Source organism: Sphaerotilus uruguayifluvii, assembly GCF_013294065.1.
GTDB classification, from domain to species: domain Bacteria; phylum Pseudomonadota; class Gammaproteobacteria; order Burkholderiales; family Burkholderiaceae_C; genus Sphaerotilus; species Sphaerotilus uruguayifluvii.
This window is the reverse complement of record NZ_JABSNM010000019.1, coordinates 1-20,990: the sequence shown is the minus strand read 5'-3', so window position 1 is coordinate 20,990 and position 20,990 is coordinate 1. Positions and strand designations below refer to the sequence as shown.

Sequence of the window (20,990 nt, the reverse complement as noted above, 5' to 3'; positions counted from 1 at the left end):
GACCCCATGAGCACGATGAACACCCCCGGCGCCGGCCAGGTCCATGTCGTCGATCACCCGCTGGTGCAGCACAAGCTGACGCTGATGCGCCAGAAGGACCGCTCGACCAACAGCTTCCGCCGCCTGCTCGGCGAGATCAGCATGCTGATGGCCTACGAGGTCACCCGCGACATGCCGACGCAGATGATCGAGATCGAGACGCCGCTCGAGACGATGATGAGCCCGGTCATCGAGGGCCGGAAGACCGTCTTCGTCGTCATCATGCGGGCCGGCAGCGGCTTCCTCGACGGCATGCTGCAGGTGGTGCCGGGCGCGCGCGTCGGCCACATCGGCCTGTACCGCGACCCCAGGACGCTGGTCGCGGTCGAGTACTACTTCAAGATGCCCGGCGACATGCACGAGCGCGACGCCATCGTGCTCGACCCGATGCTGGCCACCGGCAACTCGGCCGCGGCCGCGGTCGAGCGGCTGAAGGAGACCCGCCCGCGCTCGATCCGCTTCGTCAGCCTGCTGGCGGCGCCCGAGGGCCTGAAGCATTTCCACGAGGCCCATCCGGACGTGCCGGTCTACACCGCGGCGATCGACCGCCAGCTCAACGACCACGGCTACATCGTTCCCGGCCTGGGAGACGCCGGCGACCGGATGTTCGGGACCAAGTAAGCCGGGCCGATGTCGGGGCCGGGTGCGGCTGTGGTTCAATTCCCTTCATCCGGAAGCGGCACGAATGGGCGTGCTGGCGACCGGACTCTGCCGGATCCAGAGCGGATCGCGGCCTGCAGGCCTGCCCGAGGTGCCCGGATCAGCGGATTCCGGATCAGAAGAGGCGGCGCGGGACGCGTGCAAGCCGCAGCCACGGCGGACCGGATGACACGAGACGGGGAATGCATGAGCGAACCGGAGCGCCTGGAACCAAGCGACGAGCTGGACAGCCTGGACGATGAGGAGCACGACGCGGGTCGGGCCGGCGACCCGGCCGCGACCCTGGCAGCGGCGCGCGACGCGCTGAGCCGCGGCACGGCGCCGGGCTCGCTGGCCGAGCGGGTCCTGGTCCATGCCCGGGCCTGCCGGGCCGCGACCCGGCTCGGCCGGCTCGACGAGGCGCTCGAGTCGGGCCTGCTGGCCCACCATCTGGCCGACTGCGATCCGGCGCGCACGGCCGAGGTGCCGCTGCTGCGCGCCACCGAGGCGCTGGCCGACGCGATGGTCTGGCGCGGCCAGGGCGCGGCGGCGGTCGCGCTGGTCGAGCGCCTGCGCGCGGCTCCGCCCCCGGCGGTGCGCGCCGAGGCCCGGCTCGCCGCCGGCTGGCAGCTGCATCTGGCGCTGCTGCTCGGCGAGACGCTGGCCTGGTGCCATGCGATCGGCGAGCACGGCCACGACACGCCGCTGCCCCGCGCCGGACTGCAGGACGCGCTGGACACCGCCCACGCCACCGCCGGCCTCTGGCCGGTCTCGGCGCGCTCGGCGCTGCGCCTGGGCTGGCTGCAGGCGCTGCTGCACTGCAGCGCCGGCGAGCCCGAGCGCGCGCGGCTGCAGCTGGCCTCGCTGCGGCCGCTGCAGCCCGCGCACCGTGCGGACCTGGAGCTGCCGACCATCTGGATCGCGATGCTGATCGCACAGGCGCAGGACGACCCGAGCGCGCTCGAGGAAGCGGCGCGGCGTCTGGCCGACGAGGCGCACCGCCTCGGCCACCAGCCGCTGAGCGACCTGGCCGAGCAGCGGCTCGCCCGCTGCCTGGCCGCGCAGGGCCGCGAACTCGAGGCACGCCAGCGCGTCGAGCTGGCAGCACGGCGGCGCCTGGGCACCGAAGCCACACCGCTGCCCACCTCGGCCCGGCTGTCGCGCTACCTGGCCCAGGTCCGCTCGAAGGAGCGCCGCCCGGCGCTGCAGCCCGAGACCGAGACCGGCCCTGGCGAGGACCTGCCCGCGGCGGTGCCGTCGCGCCCGGACTTTCTCGCCCGGGCCCGCCAGGTGCTGCCCCGGGCTGCGGACGGCCACCTGGCGGTGCTGCTGCTGGCCGCCTGCGAGGCCGACCCGTCGAACGGGCCGCCCGACGAGCGTGTGCTCGATGCCTTCGCCCGGCTGATCGGGCGCACGCTGCGCGCCGGCGACCTCGCGGCGCACTGGTCGGGATCGCAGGTGGCGGTGCTGCTGCCCGAGGCCTCGGCCGACGATGCCGCGCGCATCTGCCAGCGCATCGCGCAGGCGGTGCAGGCGCGCGACTGGTCGACCCTGAGCGGCAACCACCGGCTGCAGATCGACATCAGCCATGCCCAGGCCGGCCCGGGCGACACGATCGAGGCGCTGATGCAGCGCTGCGAGGCCGAAATGGCCGCCGGCCGACGCCGGCGCGCCCGCATCGCGGCCTGATCAGGCCGCCGAGCCCCTCCCGCGGAGAAGCGACGATGACCGAAGCCCACGACCTGCTGATCCGCGACGCCACGCTGCCCGACGGCCGCCGCGGCCAGGACCTGCTGATCCTGGCCGGGCGCATCGCCGCGGTCGGCCCGGCGCTGGCCACGCCGCCGGGCCTGCCCACGCTCGACGCGCAGGGCTGGATGGCCAGCACGCCCTTCGTCGACGCGCATTTCCACATGGACGCGACGCTCTCCTACGGCCTGCCGCGCGTCAACGCCAGCGGCACGCTGCTGGAGGGCATCGCGCTGTGGGGCGAGCTCAAGCCGCAGCTCACGCAGGAAGCGCTGGTCGAGCGCGCGCTGCAGTACTGCGACTGGGCGGTCGCCAGGGGGCTGCTGGCGATCCGCAGCCATGTCGACGTCTGCGACGACCGGCTGCTGGCGGTCGAGGCGCTGCTGGAGGTGAAGCGCCGCGTCGCGCCCTGCCTCGACCTGCAGCTGGTGGCGTTTCCGCAGGACGGCGTGCTGCGCAGCCCGACGGCGCTGGCCAACCTCAGGCGCGCGCTCGACCTGGGTGTCGAGGTGGTCGGCGGCATCCCGCACTTCGAGCGGACGATGGCCGACGGCGCCGAATCGGTCCGCATCCTGTGCGAGCTGGCCGCCGAGCGGGGACTGCGCGTCGACATGCACTGCGACGAGAGCGACGACCCGCATTCGCGCCACATCGAGACGCTGGCGTATCAGGCGCAGCGTCTCGGGCTGCAGGGTCGCGTCACCGGCTCGCACCTGACGTCCATGCACTCGATGGACAACTACTACGTCTCCAAGCTGCTGCCGCTGATCGCGGAAGCCGGCGTGCACGCGGTGGCCAACCCGCTGATCAACATCACGCTGCAAGGCCGCCACGACACCTATCCGAAGCGCCGCGGCATGACACGCGTGCCCGAGCTGATGGCTGCCGGCGTCAATGTCGCCTTCGGCCATGACTGCGTCATGGATCCGTGGTACTCACTGGGGTCAGGTGACATGCTGGAGGTGGCGCAGATGGGACTGCATGTGGCGCAGATGACCTCGCAGGCGCAGATGCGCGCCTGCTTCGACGCGGTGACGACGAATGCCGCGAAGGTGCTCGGGCTCGCCGGCCACGGGCTGGACATCGGCTGCCACGGCGATGTCGTGCTGCTGCAGGCCCGCTCGCCGGTCGAGGCGATCCGGCTGCGCGCGACCCGCCTGGCGGTGGTTCGGCGCGGCCGGATCGTGGCCCGCACCGCCCCGGCCGAGGCCCGGCTCGACCTGCCCGGGCGACCGGACCGGATCGACTGGACGCAGGGGCACTGAAGCCCGCAGCGTCCCCCCAAGGGAGGAGGCCGGCCCCGGCTCGCGCCGCGACTCGTGGCTAGAATGGTCCGGCCCCGCAGGACAGAACGACAAACTCGCCCGCTCATGAAACTCATCGGCTCGCTGACCAGCCCGTATGTGCGCAAGGTGCGCATCGTGCTGGCGGAGAAGAAACTCGACTACAAGCTCGTCATCGAGGACCCCTGGTCGGACCCGGCCGGGCTGACCTCGGCCAACCCGCTCAGCCAGGTGCCCTGCCTGGTGCTCGAGGGGGGCGACGCACTCTACGACTCGCGGGTCATCGTCGAATACGTCGACACGCTCTCGCCGGTCGGACGGCTGATTCCCGAGAAGGGCCGCGAGCGCGCCGAAGTCCGCACCTGGGAGGCGCTGGCCGACGGCCTGCTCGACGCGGCCCTGCTGGCGCGGCTCGAGGCCACCTGGCCGGGCCGCGACGACAGCCAGCGCTGCCCGGCCTGGATCGACCGCCAGCTGGGCAAGATCCACGCGGGCCTGTGCACGATGTCCGAAGGCCTGGGCGAGCGCAGCTGGTATTCCGGCCTGCATCCGACGCTGGCCGACATCGCCGTCGGCTGCGCGCTGGGCTACCTGGACTTCCGCTTCCCGACCATCGCCTGGCGCGACGATCACCCGAACCTGGCGAAGCTGATGCTGCGCCTGTCGCAGCGTCCGAGCTTCGCCGCGACGCAGCCGCCGGCACCGGCCGCGCCCGCGAACCCGGCCTGAGCGGACGGCGCCGCGCTCAGTCCAGCGGCATCCGCAGGTCGACGCACCAGCCCGGGCGCGCCGGGCCGACGGCCAGGCGGCCGCCCAGCTCGAGCGTCTGGCGCTCCATGCGGGCAATGCCCAGGGCGGTCGACTCGACGCGCCGGCTCTCCGGCGTGCCCTGGCCGTCGTCGACGACGCGCAGGCGCAGGCACCGCTCGCCCGCCTCGCCGTCCGCCTCGAGGCGGAACTGCGCGAGCCGGGCCTCGCGGGCATGGCGCACGACGTTGTCGAGCGCTTCCTGCATCAGCCGCAGCAGTCCCAGCCGGCTGCGCGCCGGCAGGCTGATCCGGTCGAGCGCCTCGTCGACCTGCCAGTCCAGGCGGATGCCGCGTTCGGCCAGCAGCGGCTGGAAATGCGCCTGCATGCCGTGCAGGCTGTCGAGCAGCGAGGCCGGCTCCGGCCGCAGCGCATCGCGCATCAGCCGCAGCGACAGCAGCGCCTGCGCGAGCTGGTGATCCAGATGCATCAGCCGGGTGCTGCCCGGCAGCGCCTCGCCGGTGCGCGCCAGCGTGCGTGCGTTCAGCAGCTGCATGCCCAGGCGGTCCTGGACCTCGCCGACCAGGCGCTGCAGGTCGGGCTCGACCGGCGTGGTGCCGGGCCAGCGCGACAGCGGCGGCTCGAACGGCAGCGACGGCGCCGACAGCGCCCGGTCCTGCGAGCGGCCCTGCTGCCAGCGGTGCCACAGCCGCCCGACCAGCGCCAGCACCAGCACCGTGCCCAGCGCCAGCAGCCAGGCATCGCCCGGGATCGAGAGATCGGATACAGCAGTCGGGTTCACGGTCGGCGGATGTCGGGTTCGTACGAAAGAGGGGGGTGCCGGACGATTGTCACGAGGCCGGCACCGGCGATGCATCCCGGAGCCGCGGGTCCGGATCGCCAGAGGACCACCCGGCCGGGGGAGGCGCGGCGGTCGGAATGCGCAGATCGTGCAGCCGCTGTCCCCCCGGACGGGCTCGCGCTACACTTGCCCCTCACAGCGCCGATTTGGTCCGGCTTGCGGGCGCTCTAGAAATTCCGCTAAAGAGGGGCACTCGACGACCCGGTGTCCGCCTCAGGCAGCGCCGGGTTTTTTTGTGGTCGAAAAACCTTTCGGAGTTCTCCCGATGTCGATGCAGGGACATGTCACCCCGCAGAAGATGCACTTCGGCGAACCGCTGGAGCTGCGCAGCGGCGCCTCGCTGCGCGACTACACGCTGGTCTACGAAACCTACGGCCGGCTCAACGCCGAGCGCAGCAACGCGGTGCTGGTGTGCCACGCGCTCAACGCCAGCCACCATGTCGCCGGCACCCACGCCGACAACCCGAAGAACGTCGGCTGGTGGGACAACCTGATCGGCCCCGGCAAGCCGCTCGACACCGAGCGCTTCTTCGTCATCTGCATCAACAACCCCGGCTCGTGCTTCGGCTCGACCGGGCCGATGCATCTCGATCCGGACACCGGCCGGCCCTACGGCAGCGACTTTCCGGTCGTCACGGTGGAAGACTGGGTGAACGCGCAGGCCCGCGTGCTCGACCGGCTGGGCATCCGCCAGCTCGCCGCCGTGATGGGCGGCAGCCTCGGCGGCATGCAGGCGCTGAGCTGGACGCTGCAGTACCCCGAGCGCATGCGCCATGCGCTGGTGATCGCCTCGGCGCCGAACCTGTCGGCGCAGAACATCGCCTTCAACGAGGTCGCCCGGCGCGCCATCGTCACCGACCCGGACTTCCACGGCGGCCATTTCTACGCCCACGGCGTCGTGCCCAAGCGCGGCCTGCGGGTGGCGCGCATGATCGGCCACATCACGTACCTGTCGGACGACTCGATGGAGGCCAAGTTCGGCCGCGAGCTGCGTGCGGCCGAGCTGGCCTACTCGACGCAGGAGATCGAGTTCCAGATCGAGAGCTACCTGCGCTACCAGGGCGACAAGTTCAGCGAGTACTTCGACGCCAACACCTACCTGCTGATCACCCGCGCGCTCGACTACTTCGACCCGGCGCGCGCGTTCGGCGGCGACCTGTCGCGGGCGCTGGCCCGGGCGCAGGCCAAGTTCCTGGTGGTGAGCTTCACCACCGACTGGCGCTTCTCGCCGGCACGCTCGCGCGAGATCGTCAAGGGCCTGCTCGACAACCGGCTCGACGTCAGCTACGCCGAGATCGACGCGCCGCACGGCCACGACGCCTTCCTGCTGGACGACGCGCGCTACCACGGCATCGTGCGCGCCTGCTACGACAACATCGCCCGGGAGATCGGCGCATGAGCAACCGCCAGGCCCTCGAACTGATCGCCGATCTGGTGCCCGCGGGCAGCCGCGTGCTCGACCTGGGCTGCGGCGACGGCGCCCTCCTGGCGCTGCTGCGCGACCGGCGCGGCTGCCGCGGCTACGGCGTCGAGCTCGACGACGCCAAGGTGCTGGCCTGCGTGCAGCGCGGCGTCAACGTGCTGCAGCGCAACCTGGAAGAAGGCCTGAGCCTCTTCGAGGACGACAGCTTCGACGTGGTGCTGCAGCTCGACACGCTGCAGAACCTGCGCAACACCGAGGACATGCTGCGCGAGACCGCGCGCGTCGGGCGCATCGGCATCGTCAGCTTCCCGAACTTCGCGCACTGGCCCAACCGGCTGCGCGTGCTGCAGGGTCGCATGCCGGTGACCAAGGTGCTGCCTTACCAGTGGTACGACACGCCCAACATCCGGGTGGGCACCTTCGCCGACTTCGGGATCCTCGCGCGCAAGAACGGCCTGCACATCCTCGACGCCTTCGGCCTGCACGAGGGCGAGGTCGTCAAGCACTGGCCCAACCTGCTCGCCAGCACCGCCGTCTTCAAGTTCGAGCACCGCTGAGGCGCACCCGGTCACGGCCGAGCCGCTTGGCCTCGTACAGCGCCAGGTCGGCGCGCTCGAGCCAGTCGGCCGCCGGCTCGCTGCCATCCCACTGCGCCACGCCGAGGCTGGCAGTGACCGTGCCGGCGACCGCCACCGGCTCGCGGCGCAGCGCCTGGCGCGCCAGCTCGGCCTGGACCGCCGCGCCCTCGAGATCGGTTCCCGGCAGCAGCACCGCGAACTCCTCGCCCCCGAGCCGGCCGAGCAGGTCGCCGCGGCGCATCTGCCGGCGCAGCCGCGCCGCGACCTCGCGCAGCACGCTGTCGCCGATCGCATGGCCGTGCACGTCGTTGATGCGCTTGAAATGGTCGATGTCGACCATCACCAGCGACAGCGGCTGCGCGCACAGCGCGGCCTGGCCCTGCGCCTGCTGCAGCCGGTCCGTGAAGCCGCGCCGGTTGACCGCACCGGTCAGGCTGTCGTGCAGCGCCAGCCGCCGCAGCGCCTGGCTGTGCTCGTGCACCGGCCGCAGCACCAGATGCCTGAGCACCCGGTCCAGCACCACGAACAGCGCCAGCAGCGCCAGCGCACGCGGCATCAGCCGTGGCAGCCAGTCCGCATGATCGAGCCAGGTCAGCGCGGCCAGCCCGGCCAGCGCGAGCGCAGCGGCCGCGGCCACCGCCAGATCGATGCGGGTGCTGATCCTCATGGGTGTCTCGTCTGCGTCGCACCCGTGACAACCGATGTCTTCACGCCGGAAGCGACTTACACATTGTTTCATATATCGGTGTAAATCCGGAGGATCCCCGCCCGGATCAACCCGGACAGGCGCGCGACTTTCACGATCCTGACGCCGCGGGGCCTGTACATTCGTGATTTCCATCCGTGGCGTTCGCCACACCCGTTCCAGCGAGGAGTTCCGATGAATCCACTCGATGATCTGGACAGGCTCTCTCAGGACCGACGACGCACCGCGCTCTGGCGCTGCTGGATCACCGGCGGGCTGACGGTAGTCGCGCTGACCGTCACCAGCCTCGGCCCGCTGCACAGCGGCCGCCTGGCCCGCAGCACCCGCTATTCGCCGACCGAGGCGATCGAACGGCTCAGCGCGCATGCGCAATCGCACGGCCTGAGCGTCTTTGCCCGCATTCCGCTGCACGACCGCGAGGGCCGGGGCGAATGGCTGGTGCTCGGCCTGGCCGAGGACGAGACCGCGATCGTGCAGAGCGACGATCCGGAGCAGGTCGTCAGCCTGCCGCTGACGATGCGCATCACCGCCGAGGCCGGCGGCGGCTCGCGCATCCAGTTCCATGCGCTCAACGAGCTGCCGAGGCTGGCCGACGGCACGCTGCCTGCACAGCTGATCGAGGGCCTGGAGGCGCTGCCGGCGCTGCTCGACGACGCGCTGGGCTGAACTGGCGGAACTTCACGCGGACTGGCTACACTGACCGGTGGACGGCCATCCCCTGGCCCGACACGAGGTCCGCATGAACGCCCCCGACACCCTGATCCGTCCCGACCCGGCCGCGCTGGCGCGGCATGTCGCCGCCACCTGGGACCGCGACATCGTCCGCGAGCTGACCGACTACATCGCCATTCCGGCCAAGAGCCCGATGTTCGACGCCGACTGGGCGGCGCACGGGCACCTCGACACCGTGGTGCGCCGCGCCGCCGACTGGGTGCGCGAGCGCCATGTGCCCGGCCTGACGCTGGAGATCGTGCAACTGCACGACGCCGCCGGCCGGCGCCGCACGCCGGTGCTGTTCTTCGAGGTCGCCGCGACCCGCCACGAGGCGGCGGTCGGCACCGCGCAGCAGCCCAGCGTGCTGATGTACGGCCACCTCGACAAGCAGCCCGAGTTCACCGGCTGGCGCGCCGACCTCGGTCCCTGGACCCCGAAGCGCATCGACGAGCGGCTCTACGGCCGCGGCGGCGCCGACGACGGCTACGCGGTCTACGCCGCGGTCGCCGCGATCGAGGCGCTGAAGGACCAGGGCGTGCCGCACCCGCGCATCGTCGGCCTGATCGAGACCGGCGAGGAAAGCGGCTCCGACGACCTGCCCTTCTACGTCGACGCGCTGCGCGAGCGGCTCGGCTCGGTGAGTCTGGTGGTCTGCCTGGACTCGGGCGCCGGCAACTACGAGCAGCTCTGGCTGACCACCTCGCTGCGCGGGCTGGTCAGCGGCGCGCTGAAGGTGGAGGTGCTGGAGGAAGGCGTGCATTCGGGCGACGCCAGCGGCGTGGTGCCCTCGAGCTTCCGCATCCTGCGCCACCTGCTCGACCGGCTGGAGGACAGCGCCACCGGCCGGCTGCTGCCCGGTGCCTTCCATGTCGAGATCCCGGCGGCGCGGCTGGCGCAGGCCCGCGCCACCGCCGCGGTGCTCGGCGACGAGGTCTGGAAGCGCCAGCCCTGGGCCTGCGGCGCCGAGGGCCTGCCGGTGCTGCCGATGACCGACGATCCGGTCGAGGCCCTGCTGGGCCGCACATGGCGGCCGACGCTGAGCGTGACCGGCGCCGAGGGCCTGCCGCCGCTCTCCAGCGCGGGCAACGTGCTGCGCCCCTTCACCGCCTTCAAGCTCAGCCTGCGCCTGCCGCCGACGGTCGACGCCAACGCCGCCGCCGAGCACCTGAAGGCGCTGCTGGAGGCCGACGCGCCCTACCGCGCCCGCGTGAGCTTCCAGCCCGACGGCCGCGCCGGCGCCTGGGGCGCCAGCGGCTGGGACGCGCCCGAGCTGGCGCCGTGGCTGGAGCGCGCCATGGACCGCGCCTCGCACGACCAGTTCGGCGCGCCGCTGGGCTACATCGGCCAGGGCGGCACCATCCCGCTGATGAACCTGCTGCAGAAGAGCTTCCCGCAGGCGCAGATGATGGTCTGCGGCGTGCTGGGCCCGAAGAGCAACGCGCACGGCCCGAACGAGTTCATCGACCTGGCCTACGCGCGCCGGCTGACCGCCGCGGTCGCGCAGGTCATCGCCGCCCATCCCTGAGCCTCCACGGCCTCTGTGCGGACCGCCCTGCGCGGTCCGCCGTCCCTGCCATGCCCCCCCGACCTTCCCGCTCTCTTCCGTCCCGCGCGCTGGGCGCGCTGCTGCTGCCGCTGGCCCTGTCGGGCTGCAGCCTGATGCCGCCGGCCTGGATCATCGGCCAGCAGCGCACGACCATCACCGACCACCTGCATTTCGACAACGCTCCGATTCCGGCCTCGCGCCAGCCGGTGGTGCTGCCAGCGGCGACCGAGGCGCTGAAGCTGCCCGCCGCGCCGGGCGGAGGCGAGCTCGGCCCCTGGCTGGAGCAGCAGGGCACGGTGGCGCTGGTCGTCCTGCGCGATGGCAGGATCCTGCACGAGCAGTACTTCGCCGGCCGCCAGCGCGACACGCTGCTGACCTCGTTCTCGATGGCCAAGTCGGTCGTCGCGCTGCTGCTTGGCCAGGCGATCCGCGACGGCCACATTCATGGCCTCGACGATCCGGTCACCCGCTACCTGCCCGAACTCGAGGCCCAGGACCCTCGCTTCGTGCAGGTGCGCCTGCGCGACCTGCTGGCGATGCGCAGCGGCATCGCCTTCCAGGAGCAGTACGGCTCGCCGTGGTCGGACGTGGCGGTCTTCTACCTGACGCACGATCTCGGCCGCGCGGTGGCCGGCCTGAAGATCGCCGAGCCGCCCGACCAGCGCTACCGCTACAGCAGCGGCGACACGCAGGTGCTGGGCATGGCGATCGAGCGCGCGACCGGCCGCCGGCTGCCGCAGCTGCTCGCGCACGGCCTGTGGGAGCCGATCGGTGCCGGCATGGAGGCGAGCTGGAGCGTCGACAGCGCAGTGCTCGGCCAGGCCAAGGCCTTCTGCTGCCTGAACGCGCGCGCGATCGACTTCGCCCGCATCGGCCAGCTGATGCTCGACCGTGGACGCGTCGGCACCCGCCAGGTCGTCCCGTCCGACTGGATCGACACGCTGCTGGCGGTGCAGGAGCATCCCGGCAAGGACGCGGCCGCCCGGCGCAACATCGAGGATCCGAGCCGACCGTCGGCGGTGTTCTACACCGGCCAGTGGCGCCGCATGCCGCAGGGCCGGCTCGAGGCCGCGCCCGATCCGGCCTCGGGCGTCGATCCGGCCACGCTGGTGCCCGGCACCGACTTCTACGCCCAGGGCCAGCACGGCCAGTACATCTACGTCGCGCCCCAGCAGCGCACCGTCGTCGTGCGGCTGGGCACCGACCGCCTGCCCGGCACCTGGTGGCCGGGTCTGCTCGGCCGGATCGCGCGCAGCGGCCTGGACAGCACCGAGCCGGTGGTCGAGGCGCTCAGCGCACGCTGAGCCAGCCGTCGACGATCGCCGCGCTGGCGCGCGAGGCGACCTCGTCGATGAAGCGCATGAAGTCGACATGCGCGCTGTCGTCGGCGCGGTCCGAGACGGTGCGCAGCACCGCAAACGGCAGGCCGAGGTCATGGCAGGCCTGTGCCAGGGCGGCGCCTTCCATCTCGACGGCCAGCGCATCCGGCAGCGCCTGGCGCAGCGCCGCACATTCGGCGGCGGCGCCGACAAAGCGATCGCCGCTGATGATCAGGCCCCGATGCAGGGCCGGGCGGCTCACGCCGAGCGCCTCGGCGGCCGCGCCGAAGGGCTGCGGCTGCGCCAGCACCTCTTCGCAGGCCCGGGCCAGCGCCTGGGTCAGCGCCACATCGGCCGGGAAGCGCGAACGCCCGGTCAGCGGCACCTCGAAGCGCGGGAACAGCGGCGAGGCATCCATGTCGTGCTGCAGCAGCGTGTCGGCCAGCACCACGTCGCCCACCTTCACGCCCTCGCCCAGGCCGCCGGCCACGCCGGTGAAGACCAGGGCGCCGACGCCGAAGCGCTCGGCCAGCAGCGTCGCGGTGGTCGCCGCCGCGACCTTGCCGACGCCGCACAGCACCAGCACCACCGGCACGCCGTGCAGCCGTCCGACCAGGAAATCGCGCCCGGCATGGCGCTGACGCTCGAAGTCGGCCTCGCGGCCACGCGCCAGCAGCGCGGCGAGTTCCTGGTGCAGCGCGCTGACGAGGGCCAGCGGTCGGATCGGGGCGGCGGTATCGGTCATGGTGCACGGAGCATAACGCCCCGCCCGGACCGGGCGCGTCAGGTCTCGGACCAGCCCTCGAGGCCGAGCGCGCGACCCACGGTGCGCGCCGTCACCCGGCCGCGCACCCGCTCGACCTCGGCGACGAAGTCGCTGGCCACCTGCTCGAGCTCGTCGATGTCGCGCGCCTTCTCGATGCGCAGCGTGTAGCGGTAGCCGCGCAGCAGGCCCAGCGTCTGCCGCGCCAGCGCGGTCAGGCTGTCGTAGAGGTCGGAGAAATCGAGCGAGGAGTGCAGCCGCGGCTGGGTCGTCAGCGGCAGGAAGGCGCTGATCGATTCCGGCTCCGGCGCGACTTCGCGATGTGGCGGGGGCGATGTCGCCGGATTGCGGTGCACCGGCGCGGGCGCACGCGTGAAGAGCGGAAGCGGCGGCGCGGGCCAGCCCTGCGCACGCGCCGGCACCGCCTCCCCGGCCAGGTCGGCGCCGAAGTCGGTGTGGAACTCGCTGGGCAGCGCGAGCGGGCGCGTCTCGGCCGGACCCTCGGCCTCCACCGGCTCGATCAGGCCAGCCTGCTCGAGCACGCCGATCTCGGCCCAGCCGGCCCCGCGCACCATGTGCAGCCAGTGCCGCACCGGCTGCGACGGATCGAGGATCAGCAGCAGGTTGCGCGCCGAGCGCGGCAGCGGATAGTGCCGGTCGCGCAGCACCTGACGTCCCCGCGTCGACTTGGCGTAGTACTCGGCCATGGTCCCTGCCTGACGACTGTGCTGCCCCTGCGCGTGCATGCGTTCAGGCCCTGCGGTCGCGCAGCTCTCGCCGCAGCACCTTGCCGACCGGCGTCTTCGGCAGCTCGTCGCGGAACTCGACGATGCGCGGACGCTTGTAGCCGGTCATGTTCTGCTCGCAGTAGGCGCGCACGTCGGCTTCGGTCAGCATCGGATCGCGCCGCACGATGACCACCTTGACCGCCTCGCCGGTGCGGCTGTCGGCCACGCCGACCGCGGCGCATTCGGCCACGCCGGGCATCTGCGTCAGCACGTCCTCGACCTCGTTCGGATAGACGTTGAAGCCCGACACCAGGATCATGTCCTTCTTGCGGTCGACGATGCGGAAGTAGCCGCGCTCGTCGACCATGCCGATGTCGCCGGTGCGGAAGAAGCCGTCGGCGGTCATGACCTTGGCGGTCTCGTCGGGGCGCTGCCAGTAGCCGGCCATGACCTGCGGACCGCGCACCGCGATCTCGCCAGCGGTGCCCGGCGGCACCTCGCGGCCGTCGTCGTCGAGCAGGCACATCTCGGTGGACGGCAGCGGCAGGCCGATCGTGCCGGTGAAGCTCTGGCTGTCGGTCGGATTGCAGCTCACCGTCGGCGAGGTCTCCGACAGGCCGTAGCCTTCGCAGATCGCGCAGCCGGTCTTCTGCAGCCACAGCTTCGCGGTGGCCTGCTGCACCGCCATGCCGCCGCCGACCGAGATCTTCAGGTGGCTCCAGTCCACCGTGCCGAAGGCCGCATGGCTGGCCAGCGCGTTGAACAGCGTGTTGACCGCCGGAAAGGTGTGGAAGCGGATGCCCGAGAGCTCCTTGAGCAGCGCCGGCAGGTCGCGCGGATTGGGAATCAGCACGTTGCAGGCGCCGACCCGGGAGCCGAGCATCATGTTCGTGGTGAAGCCGAAGATGTGATAGAGCGGCAGCGCGCAGACCTGCACCAGCTGCTCGCCGGGCGGAATCTTCTTCAGCGCCGGCTGGTACCAGGCATCGCACTGCAGCACGTTGGCGACCAGGTGGCGGTGCAGCAGCATCGCGCCCTTGGCCACGCCGGTCGTGCCACCGGTGTACTGCAGCACCGCCAGGTCGTCGGCGGCGACCTCGACCGGCTGGAAGCCGCGGGTGCGCCCCTGCGCGAGCGTGTCGCGGAACCGCACGGCGCCGGGCAGCTCGAAGGCCGGCACCAGCTTCTTCACCCGCCGCACGACGAAGTCGACGATCGGGCCCTTCGGGAAGCCGAGCAGCTCGCCCATCGAGGTCAGCACCACCTTCTCGAGCGGCAGCGTGCCGTGCACCTGCTGCAGCGTGTGCGCGAAGTTCTCCAGGATCAGCAGCACCTTCGCGCCGGCATCGCGCAGCTGGTGCTCGAGCTCGCGCGGGGTGTAGAGCGGATTGACGTTCACCACCACCAGACCGGCGCGCAGGATGCCCGCCACCGCGACCGGGTACTGCGGCATGTTGGGCAGCATGACGGCGACGCGGTCGCCCTTGCGCAGGCCCTGGGCCTGCAGCCAGGCCGCGAAGGCCCTCGACATCTCGTCGATGCGGCCGTAGCTCAGCACCTGGCCCATGTAGCGGTAGGCGTCCCGCTCGCGAAAGGCGGCGAAGCTCTCGTCGAGCAGGGCAACCAGCGAGGCGTATCGACCGAGCTCGACGTCGGCCGGCACCCCCTCGGGGTAATGCCTCAACCAGACTTTGTCCATTCAGATGTCTCCAATCTGCGGACTATTCTGGTCGAGGCCCCGTCAGCGGACATCAGGGGATTCATTCAGAGACGCCACCTCTGTTGCTCATTTCCCGTTAAATCCACATTCATTCGGCGTTCAGGATCAGATCCGGACCGGACCTCACTCCACCGCCTTGACCATGTCCTCGACGACCTTCTTCGCGTCGCCGAACACCATCATGGTCTTGTCCATGTAGAACAGCTCGTTGTCCAGGCCGGCGTAGCCGGCGGCCATCGAGCGCTTGTTGACGATGATGGTCTTGGCCTTGTAGGCCTCCAGGATCGGCATGCCGTAGATCGGGCTGCCCTTCTGCAGCGCGGCCGGGTTCACCACGTCGTTGGCGCCCAGGATGATGGCCACGTCGGCCTGGCCGAACTCGCCGTTGATGTCCTCCATCTCGAAGACCTGGTCGTAGGGCACTTCGGCCTCGGCCAGCAGCACGTTCATGTGGCCCGGCATGCGCCCGGCTACCGGGTGGATCGCGTACTTCACCGTGATGCCCTTGTGGGTCAGCTTCTCGGCCAGCTCCTTCACGGCGTGCTGGGCGCGCGCCACGGCCAGGCCGTAGCCGGGCACGATCACCACCGTCTCGGCGTTGCCGAGAATGAAGGCCGCGTCGTCGGCCGAGCCGCTCTTGACGCTGCGCTGCGCCTGCGCGCCGCCGGTGGCCGCCGCCGCCTCGCCGCCGAAGCCCCCCAGGATCACGTTGAAGAACGAGCGGTTCATCGCCTTGCACATGATGTACGAGAGGATGGCGCCCGAGGATCCCACCAGCGAGCCGGCGATGATCAGCATCGAGTTGTTCAGGCTGAAGCCGATGCCGGCCGCCGCCCAGCCGGAGTAGCTGTTGAGCATCGACACGACGACGGGCATGTCCGCGCCGCCGATCGGAATGATGATCAGCACGCCCATCACGAAGGCCAGCGCCAGCATCGCGAAGAAGGCCGGCCAGCTCTCGGTGAACATGAACACCAGGCCGAGGCCGACGGTGGCCAGGCCGAGCACCAGGTTCAGCATGTGCTGGCCCTTGAACTGCACCGGCGCGCCCTGGAACAGGCGGAACTTGTACTTGCCCGAGAGCTTGCCGAAGGCGATGACCGAACCCGAGAAGGTGATCGCGCCGATGGCTGCGCCCAGGAAGAGCTCCAGCCGGTTGCCCGCCGGGATCAGCTCGCCCTTGGCGGCGATGCCGAAGGCGTAGGGCTCGGCGACAACGGCGATGGCGATGAAGACCGCCGCCAGGCCGATCATGCTGTGCATGAAGGCGACCAGCTCGGGCATCTTCGTCATCTCGACCTTGTTGGCCATGTAGGCGCCCAGGCCGCCGCCGACGACCAGCCCGGCCAGCACATAGCCCAGCCCCAGCGGCGAGCCCGCCAGCTTGACGATCAGCGCCGCGGTGGTCAGCACCGCGATGGTCATGCCGGTCATGCCGAAGACGTTGCCGCGGATCGAGGTGGTCGGATGGCTCAGCCCCTTGAGCGCCTGGATGAAGCAGACGCTGGCGATCAGGTAGAGCAGCGTGACGAGATTCATGCTCATGCCGACTCTCCCTTGGCCGCTGCGGGCTTCCTGTCCTTCTTCTTGAACATTTCCAGCATCCGGCGCGTGACCAGGAAGCCGCCGAAGACGTTCACCGCGGCCAGAGCCACCGCCAGCACGCCCATGCTCTTGCCCAGCGTCGTCTCGGTCAGCGCAGCCGCCAGCATCGCGCCGACGATGACGATCGCCGAGACCGCATTGGTCACCGCCATCAGCGGCGTGTGCAGCGCCGGCGTGACCGTCCAGACGACGTGGTAGCCGACATAGATGGCCAGCACGAAGATGATCAGGTTGATGATCGTGTGGGAAACCACATCCATGGTCTGCTCCTTCAGCTGCGGGTGACCTGGCCGTCGCGGGCGACCAGGCAGGCGACGACGATGTCGTCGTCCATCGGGACGTTCAGGGCGGTGGCGTCCTTCGCCAGCACCAGCTTGAGGAAGTCGAGCACGTTGCGCGCGTACAGCGCCGAGGCATCGGCCGCCACCAGCGCCGGCAGGTTGGTCTCGCCGACGATCGTCACGCCGTGGACCTGCACCGTCTGCCCGGCCACCGTCAGCGGGCAGTTGCCGCCGCCCTCGGGGCCGCGGCCGGCGGCGATGTCGATGATCACCGAGCCCGGCTTCATCGCCTGCACCATCTCCGTGGTGATGAGCGTCGGCGCCGGGCGACCCGGGATCAGCGCGGTGGAGATGACCACGTCGGCCTGCGCCACCCGCTTGGCGACCTCCACCTTCTGGCGCGCCAGCCAGCTCGGCGGCATCGGCCGGGCGTAGCCGCCGACGCCCTCGGCCGCCTCCTTCTCCTCGGCCGTCTCGTAGGGCACGTCGATGAACCTGGCGCCAAGCGACTCGACCTGCTCCTTCACCGAGGGCCGCACGTCGGAGGCCTCGATCACCGCGCCCAGGCGCTTGGCGGTGGCGATGGCCTGCAGGCCCGCCACGCCGACGCCCAGGATCACGACGCGCGCGGCCTTGACCGTGCCGGCCGCCGTCATCAGCATCGGGAAGAACTTCTGGTAGCGGTCGGCGGCCATGATCACCGCCTTGTAGCCGGCGATGTTGGCCTGGGACGAGAGCACGTCCATGCTCTGCGCACGGGTGGTGCGCGGCGCGGCCTCCAGCGCGAAGGCGGTCAGGCCGGCCGCGGCCAGGCGCTCCAGCCCGCTGCGGTCGAACGGGTCGAGCATGCCGACCAGCGCCGCGCCGCGCTTCGTCAGCGCGATCTCGGCAGGCGACGGCGTGCGCACCTTCAGCACCAGATCACAGCCGAGGGCGCCTGCCGCATCGGTGATCTCGGCGCCGACGGCCTCGTAGGCCGCATCGGGCGCACTCGCCCGGACTCCGGCGCCGGACTGCACACGCACCGTGTGCCCCTGCGCCTTCAGTTTCTTCGCCGTCTCGGGCGTCACGGCCACGCGGGTTTCCCCGGCGGCCGTCTCCAGCGGTACACCGACCAGCATCTCACCCCTCCTCGTTGTGGAACGAGTCAGATTACACAGATCGCGTGATGGGACCACCCCCGAGTGATCCCGGAGACATGGCGCGTCACACGGCCCGCCTCCCCCCGGTAACAGCCCGAGCCGGTAGGATCGCGACATGAGCGAACAACGTTGGAAACCCAGTGTCACAGTCGCGGCCATCATCGAGCAGGAAGGCCGCTTCCTGCTGGTCGAGGAAGAGACACCCGATGGTCTGAAACTGAACAACCCGGCCGGCCATCTCGAGGCCGGAGAGTCGCTGCTGCAGGGCGTGGTGCGCGAGGCGCTCGAGGAGACCGGGCGCCACTTCGTGCCCGAGACCCTGCTCGGCGTCTATCTGGCCCGCATGCACCGCGAGGCCGACCCGGCTGCGGACGTGACCTACCTGCGCTTCGCCTACCGCGGGCAGGTCGGCGAGCCGATTCCCGGCCAGGCGCTCGACGCCGGCATCGTGCGCACCGTCTGGATGACACCGGACGAGATCCGCGCCAGCGTCGCGCGCCACCGCTCGCCGATGCTGCTGCGCTGCATCGAGGACCATCTGGCCGGCCGCAGCCACCCGCTGGACGCGGTCTGGGCCGAGGACGCCCTGGGCGCCGGAGGTGCGGCATGAGCACGGACGTGCGTCCGCAGCGTGTCGTCGTCGGCCTGAGCGGCGGCGTCGACTCGGCCGTCAGCGCCTGGCTGCTCAAGCAGCAGGGTCACGAGGTCGTCGGCATCTTCATGAAGAACTGGGAGGACGACGACGACAGCGAGTTCTGCTCGTCGCGCCAGGACTTCCTCGACGCCGCCTCGGTCGCCGACGTCATCGGCATCGAGATCGAGCACGTCAACTTCGCCGCCGAATACAAGGACCGCGTCTTCGCGGATTTCCTGCGCGAATACCAGGCGGGCCGCACGCCCAATCCGGACGTGCTGTGCAATGCCGAGATCAAGTTCAAGGCCTTCCTCGACCACGCGATGCGCCTCGGTGCCGAAAAGATCGCCACCGGCCATTACGCCCGCGTGCGCGAGAACCCGACCAGCCAGCGCTTCGAGCTGCTCAAGGGCCTGGACCCGGCCAAGGACCAGAGCTACTTCCTGCACCGGCTGAACCAGACGCAGCTGTCGAAGACGATGTTCCCGGTCGGCGAGATCCACAAGACCGAGGTGCGCCGCATCGCCGAGGAGATCGGCCTGCCCAACGCGAAGAAGAAGGACTCGACCGGCATCTGCTTCATCGGCGAGCGCCCGTTCCGCGACTTCCTGAACCGCTATCTGAGCAAGGAACCCGGCCCGATCAAGGACGACCGCGGTCGCGTGCTCGGCGAACATGTGGGGCTGAGCTTCTACACGCTCGGCCAGCGCAAGGGCATCGGCATCGGCGGCGTGAAGGAGAAGAAGTCGGCACGCGGCGGCGGCGACCACGAACCCTGGTTCGTCGCCCGCAAGGACATGGAGAAGAACACGCTGTGGATCGTGCAGGGCCATGACCACCCGTGGCTGCAGTCGCATCAGCTGCGTGCGGGCGACATCAGCTGGGTGGCCGGCGAGGCGCCAACGCCGGGCGTCTGCGCTGCCAAGACCCGCTATCGCCAGGCCGATGCCCGTTGCCGCATCGACGCCGGCAACCCGACTGACAGTAGCTTCGGTCTGCAGTTCGACGAGGCGCAATGGGCGGTCACGCCGGGCCAGTCGGCCGTCGTCTATGACGGCGAAGTATGCCTGGGCGGCGGCATCATCACGACGGCAGGGCTGTTCACTGCTAACACTGACCTGCGGCAAACTGCGCGGCTGACCGAGGCAGATGGAACGGGACGACGATGTCATGGCTGAAACAAAGCCTGGCGCAGGTGAGTGATCCGCGCCGAGCGCAGGGCAAGCGCTACGACCTGCCGCACGTGTTGCTGTACAGCGTGCTGGCGGTGGCGTCCGGGGCGACGTCGTATCGCAAGATCGAGCAGTTCCTGCAGGCGCACTGGCAGTCTCTCAACGAGGCGTTCGGCAGCCGGTGGAAGCGCGCACCGGCCTACACGGGGCTGCGCAAGATCCTGCAGGGGCTCGATGCCGCAGAGCTGGAGGCGGCGCTGCGCCGGCTGGCCAGCGAGCAGGTCGAGCACACGACAGCTCCGGTGGGCCGGGCGGTGATCGCGCTGGACGGCAAGACGCTGCGCGGCAGCCTGGCGCGCTTCGAGGACCGGCGAGCGGCCCAGGTGCTCAGCGCGCTGGCGGTGCAGGAGCGGGTGGTGCTCGGGCATGTGCTGATCGAGGACGGCAGCAAGGATCACGAGATCGCGGCCGCCCAGCGCCTGATCGCCGAGCTGGGGCTGAGCGACTGCCTGTACACGCTGGACGCGCTGCACTTGCAAAAAACACGGTCGAGCGCATCGTCGGGCTCGGCGGCGGCGCGCTGATCCAGCTCAAGGGCAATCAGCCCCGGCTGCTGGCGCGCCTGCGCGAGCAGGTCCGGCGCCGTCCTGCCCATGACGAGCACTACGGCGCCACGCTGGGCCGGCGCAACCGCATCGAGCAGCGCCGCGTGCGCGTGTGGCCCCTGGCCGCCGGCAGCGGCCTGGAGCCCTGGCACGATCACTTCCAGTGCCTGATCGAGGTCACGCGCACCACCGAGATCTTCGACCCCGCCCGCAAGACCTTCGTCCCCCGCGCCGAGCAGCCCGCCCTGTACCTGTGCACCCGCCAGGCCAGCGCCGAAGAGCTGGCCCAGGCCATCCGCGGCCACTGGGCCATCGAGAACCAGCTCCATCACGTCCTCGACACGGCCCTGGCCGAGGATGCCTGCCGCATCCGGCGCAATCCCGGCGTCTTTGCAGGACTGCGCCATCTCGCTCTCAACCTGCTGCGGGCCAATGGCCAGACCAACATCTCCCAGGCCCTCTACCGCAACGCTCTTTGCCTTGACCTCGTGCTCAACTATGCGGACGTCAGGGAGCAGTGAACGGCCCTGATCACGACGGTGATCGACTGATCCCCCGCAAATCACATCCGGGCATGAGGCCGCCATCGCGGCCACACCCAGGAATTCCCCCAAGACAAGGTTTCATCGTTTCGATGCGCCAAAGCAAAAACCCCTCTGACCAGAAGATCAGAGGGGTTTGCTGGAATAGAAGCCTGACGATGACCTACTTTCACACGCGAATGCGCACTATCAT

Annotated in this window: 19 protein-coding genes, 1 pseudogene and 1 riboswitch; of the genes and pseudogenes, 12 read left to right on the top strand and 8 right to left on the bottom strand. The window is 70.7% G+C overall.

The features are described 5' to 3' along the window. The first annotated feature begins 6 nt into the window (after positions 1-6). From upp to HNQ01_RS17635, 4 genes are all read left to right on the top strand, one after another. Positions 7-660, top strand: a complete 654-nt coding sequence (gene upp / locus HNQ01_RS17650; RefSeq protein WP_434801522.1) for a uracil phosphoribosyltransferase — start codon at positions 7-9, stop codon at positions 658-660. Between the two features lie 225 nt (positions 661-885). Beyond that, entirely contained in the window at positions 886-2,367 is a 1,482-nt protein-coding gene (locus HNQ01_RS17645; RefSeq protein WP_173806764.1) for a diguanylate cyclase domain-containing protein, read from the top strand. A gap of 35 nt (positions 2,368-2,402) precedes the next feature. Next, positions 2,403-3,692 carry an amidohydrolase family protein gene (locus HNQ01_RS17640; RefSeq protein WP_173806762.1) on the top strand — a complete coding sequence of 430 codons (1,290 nt, stop codon included), beginning with the start codon at positions 2,403-2,405 and terminating at the stop codon, positions 3,690-3,692. A gap of 105 nt (positions 3,693-3,797) precedes the next feature. Beyond that, the gene (locus HNQ01_RS17635; protein ID WP_173806760.1) at positions 3,798-4,439 is read left to right on the top strand and encodes a glutathione S-transferase family protein; all 642 of its coding nucleotides are present in this window, start codon (positions 3,798-3,800) and stop codon (positions 4,437-4,439) included. A 16-nt stretch (positions 4,440-4,455) separates the two neighbouring features. Here HNQ01_RS17635 and HNQ01_RS17630 read toward each other — a convergent pair whose 3' ends face one another. Beyond that, the gene (locus tag HNQ01_RS17630) at positions 4,456-5,259 is read right to left on the bottom strand and encodes a sensor histidine kinase (RefSeq protein ID WP_173806758.1); all 804 of its coding nucleotides are present in this window, start codon (positions 5,257-5,259) and stop codon (positions 4,456-4,458) included. Positions 5,260-5,447: 188 nt separating this feature from the next. Further along, positions 5,448-5,519: riboswitch (SAM riboswitch) on the top strand. Between the two features lie 65 nt (positions 5,520-5,584). Between HNQ01_RS17630 and metX the strand changes: the two genes are divergently transcribed. Both metX and metW read left to right on the top strand, forming a co-directional pair. Next, positions 5,585-6,718: a homoserine O-succinyltransferase MetX gene (gene metX, locus HNQ01_RS17625; RefSeq protein ID WP_173806756.1), complete on the top strand. Its 1,134-nt coding sequence runs from the start codon at positions 5,585-5,587 to the stop codon at positions 6,716-6,718. Then, on the top strand, positions 6,715-7,299 hold the full coding sequence (metW, locus tag HNQ01_RS17620) for a methionine biosynthesis protein MetW (RefSeq protein ID WP_173806754.1): 585 nt from the start codon (positions 6,715-6,717) through the stop codon (positions 7,297-7,299). Before metX ends, metW begins: the two co-directional genes overlap by 4 nt. Here metW and HNQ01_RS17615 read toward each other — a convergent pair. Next, positions 7,280-7,987, bottom strand: a complete 708-nt coding sequence (locus tag HNQ01_RS17615; protein WP_173806753.1) for a GGDEF domain-containing protein — start codon at positions 7,985-7,987, stop codon at positions 7,280-7,282. The genes metW and HNQ01_RS17615 overlap by 20 nt on opposite strands. Positions 7,988-8,200: 213 nt before the next feature. Here HNQ01_RS17615 and HNQ01_RS17610 point away from each other — a divergent pair, with 213 nt between their 5' ends. The 3 genes from HNQ01_RS17610 to HNQ01_RS17600 all read left to right on the top strand — a co-directional run bounded on the left by HNQ01_RS17610 (position 8,201) and on the right by HNQ01_RS17600 (position 11,590). After that, positions 8,201-8,692: a hypothetical protein gene (locus HNQ01_RS17610; protein WP_173806752.1), complete on the top strand. Its 492-nt coding sequence runs from the start codon at positions 8,201-8,203 to the stop codon at positions 8,690-8,692. 73 nt (positions 8,693-8,765) lie between these two features. Further along, complete coding sequence (locus HNQ01_RS17605) at positions 8,766-10,265, top strand: M20/M25/M40 family metallo-hydrolase (protein ID WP_173806751.1); 1,500 nt, start codon at positions 8,766-8,768, stop codon at positions 10,263-10,265. 50 nt (positions 10,266-10,315) lie between these two features. Next, entirely contained in the window at positions 10,316-11,590 is a 1,275-nt protein-coding gene (locus HNQ01_RS17600; protein WP_173806750.1) for a serine hydrolase domain-containing protein, read from the top strand. Here the strand turns inward: HNQ01_RS17600 and HNQ01_RS17595 are convergent. The 6 genes from HNQ01_RS17595 to HNQ01_RS17570 form a co-directional block, all read right to left on the bottom strand. After that, positions 11,577-12,350, bottom strand: a complete 774-nt coding sequence (locus tag HNQ01_RS17595; protein WP_173806749.1) for a 5'-methylthioadenosine/adenosylhomocysteine nucleosidase — start codon at positions 12,348-12,350, stop codon at positions 11,577-11,579. The two genes, HNQ01_RS17600 and HNQ01_RS17595, sit on opposite strands and share 14 nt — an antisense overlap. A 38-nt stretch (positions 12,351-12,388) precedes the next feature. Then, entirely contained in the window at positions 12,389-13,075 is a 687-nt protein-coding gene (locus HNQ01_RS17590; RefSeq protein WP_173806748.1) for a hypothetical protein, read from the bottom strand. A 43-nt stretch (positions 13,076-13,118) separates the two neighbouring features. Continuing rightward, entirely contained in the window at positions 13,119-14,795 is a 1,677-nt protein-coding gene (locus tag HNQ01_RS17585; RefSeq protein ID WP_173806747.1) for a long-chain-fatty-acid--CoA ligase, read from the bottom strand. A 144-nt stretch (positions 14,796-14,939) separates the two neighbouring features. Beyond that, the gene (locus HNQ01_RS17580) at positions 14,940-16,361 is read right to left on the bottom strand and encodes an NAD(P)(+) transhydrogenase (Re/Si-specific) subunit beta (protein ID WP_173806745.1); all 1,422 of its coding nucleotides are present in this window, start codon (positions 16,359-16,361) and stop codon (positions 14,940-14,942) included. After that, positions 16,358-16,681, bottom strand: a complete 324-nt coding sequence (locus tag HNQ01_RS17575) for an NAD(P) transhydrogenase subunit alpha part 2 (protein WP_173806743.1) — start codon at positions 16,679-16,681, stop codon at positions 16,358-16,360. The genes HNQ01_RS17580 and HNQ01_RS17575 overlap by 4 nt, the downstream gene beginning before the upstream one ends. Positions 16,682-16,692: 11 nt before the next feature. After that, positions 16,693-17,823 carry a Re/Si-specific NAD(P)(+) transhydrogenase subunit alpha gene (locus HNQ01_RS17570; protein WP_173806741.1) on the bottom strand — a complete coding sequence of 377 codons (1,131 nt, stop codon included), beginning with the start codon at positions 17,821-17,823 and terminating at the stop codon, positions 16,693-16,695. A gap of 136 nt (positions 17,824-17,959) precedes the next feature. Here HNQ01_RS17570 and HNQ01_RS17565 point away from each other — a divergent pair, with 136 nt between their 5' ends. The 3 genes and pseudogenes from HNQ01_RS17565 to HNQ01_RS22620 all read left to right on the top strand — a co-directional run bounded on the left by HNQ01_RS17565 (position 17,960) and on the right by HNQ01_RS22620 (position 20,776). After that, the gene (locus HNQ01_RS17565) at positions 17,960-18,454 is read left to right on the top strand and encodes an NUDIX hydrolase (protein WP_173806739.1); all 495 of its coding nucleotides are present in this window, start codon (positions 17,960-17,962) and stop codon (positions 18,452-18,454) included. Then, positions 18,451-19,656, top strand: coding sequence for a tRNA 2-thiouridine(34) synthase MnmA (gene mnmA, locus HNQ01_RS17560; RefSeq protein WP_217427600.1), 1,206 nt, complete (start codon positions 18,451-18,453; stop codon positions 19,654-19,656). Before HNQ01_RS17565 ends, mnmA begins: the two co-directional genes overlap by 4 nt. Then, a pseudogene (locus HNQ01_RS22620) lies at positions 19,644-20,776 on the top strand (ISAs1 family transposase). The gene mnmA and the pseudogene HNQ01_RS22620 overlap by 13 nt, the downstream one beginning before the upstream one ends. Positions 20,777-20,990 lie beyond the last annotated feature (214 nt).

Excerpts from the sequence above, each read along its gene's own strand:
- HNQ01_RS17645 (WP_173806764.1), top strand. The coding sequence starts at position 886 with ATGAGCGAACCGGAGCGCCTGGAACCAAGCGACGAGCTGGACAGCCTG.
- mnmA (WP_217427600.1), top strand. The coding sequence starts at position 18,451 with ATGAGCACGGACGTGCGTCCGCAGCGTGTCGTCGTCGGCCTGAGCGGC.
- HNQ01_RS17580 (WP_173806745.1), bottom strand. The coding sequence starts at position 16,361 with ATGAGCATGAATCTCGTCACGCTGCTCTACCTGATCGCCAGCGTCTGC.
- HNQ01_RS17635 (WP_173806760.1), top strand. The coding sequence starts at position 3,798 with ATGAAACTCATCGGCTCGCTGACCAGCCCGTATGTGCGCAAGGTGCGC.
- HNQ01_RS17590 (WP_173806748.1), bottom strand. The coding sequence starts at position 13,075 with ATGGCCGAGTACTACGCCAAGTCGACGCGGGGACGTCAGGTGCTGCGC.
- HNQ01_RS17610 (WP_173806752.1), top strand. The coding sequence starts at position 8,201 with ATGAATCCACTCGATGATCTGGACAGGCTCTCTCAGGACCGACGACGC.
- metW (WP_173806754.1), top strand. The coding sequence starts at position 6,715 with ATGAGCAACCGCCAGGCCCTCGAACTGATCGCCGATCTGGTGCCCGCG.
- upp (WP_434801522.1), top strand. The coding sequence starts at position 7 with ATGAGCACGATGAACACCCCCGGCGCCGGCCAGGTCCATGTCGTCGAT.
- HNQ01_RS17570 (WP_173806741.1), bottom strand. The coding sequence starts at position 17,823 with ATGCTGGTCGGTGTACCGCTGGAGACGGCCGCCGGGGAAACCCGCGTG.
- HNQ01_RS17640 (WP_173806762.1), top strand. The coding sequence starts at position 2,403 with ATGACCGAAGCCCACGACCTGCTGATCCGCGACGCCACGCTGCCCGAC.
- HNQ01_RS17605 (WP_173806751.1), top strand. The coding sequence starts at position 8,766 with ATGAACGCCCCCGACACCCTGATCCGTCCCGACCCGGCCGCGCTGGCG.
- HNQ01_RS17565 (WP_173806739.1), top strand. The coding sequence starts at position 17,960 with ATGAGCGAACAACGTTGGAAACCCAGTGTCACAGTCGCGGCCATCATC.
- metX (WP_173806756.1), top strand. The coding sequence starts at position 5,585 with ATGTCGATGCAGGGACATGTCACCCCGCAGAAGATGCACTTCGGCGAA.
- HNQ01_RS17585 (WP_173806747.1), bottom strand. The coding sequence starts at position 14,795 with ATGGACAAAGTCTGGTTGAGGCATTACCCCGAGGGGGTGCCGGCCGAC.
- HNQ01_RS17615 (WP_173806753.1), bottom strand. The coding sequence starts at position 7,987 with ATGAGGATCAGCACCCGCATCGATCTGGCGGTGGCCGCGGCCGCTGCG.
- HNQ01_RS17600 (WP_173806750.1), top strand. The coding sequence starts at position 10,316 with ATGCCCCCCCGACCTTCCCGCTCTCTTCCGTCCCGCGCGCTGGGCGCG.
- HNQ01_RS17575 (WP_173806743.1), bottom strand. The coding sequence starts at position 16,681 with ATGGATGTGGTTTCCCACACGATCATCAACCTGATCATCTTCGTGCTG.
- HNQ01_RS17595 (WP_173806749.1), bottom strand. The coding sequence starts at position 12,350 with ATGACCGATACCGCCGCCCCGATCCGACCGCTGGCCCTCGTCAGCGCG.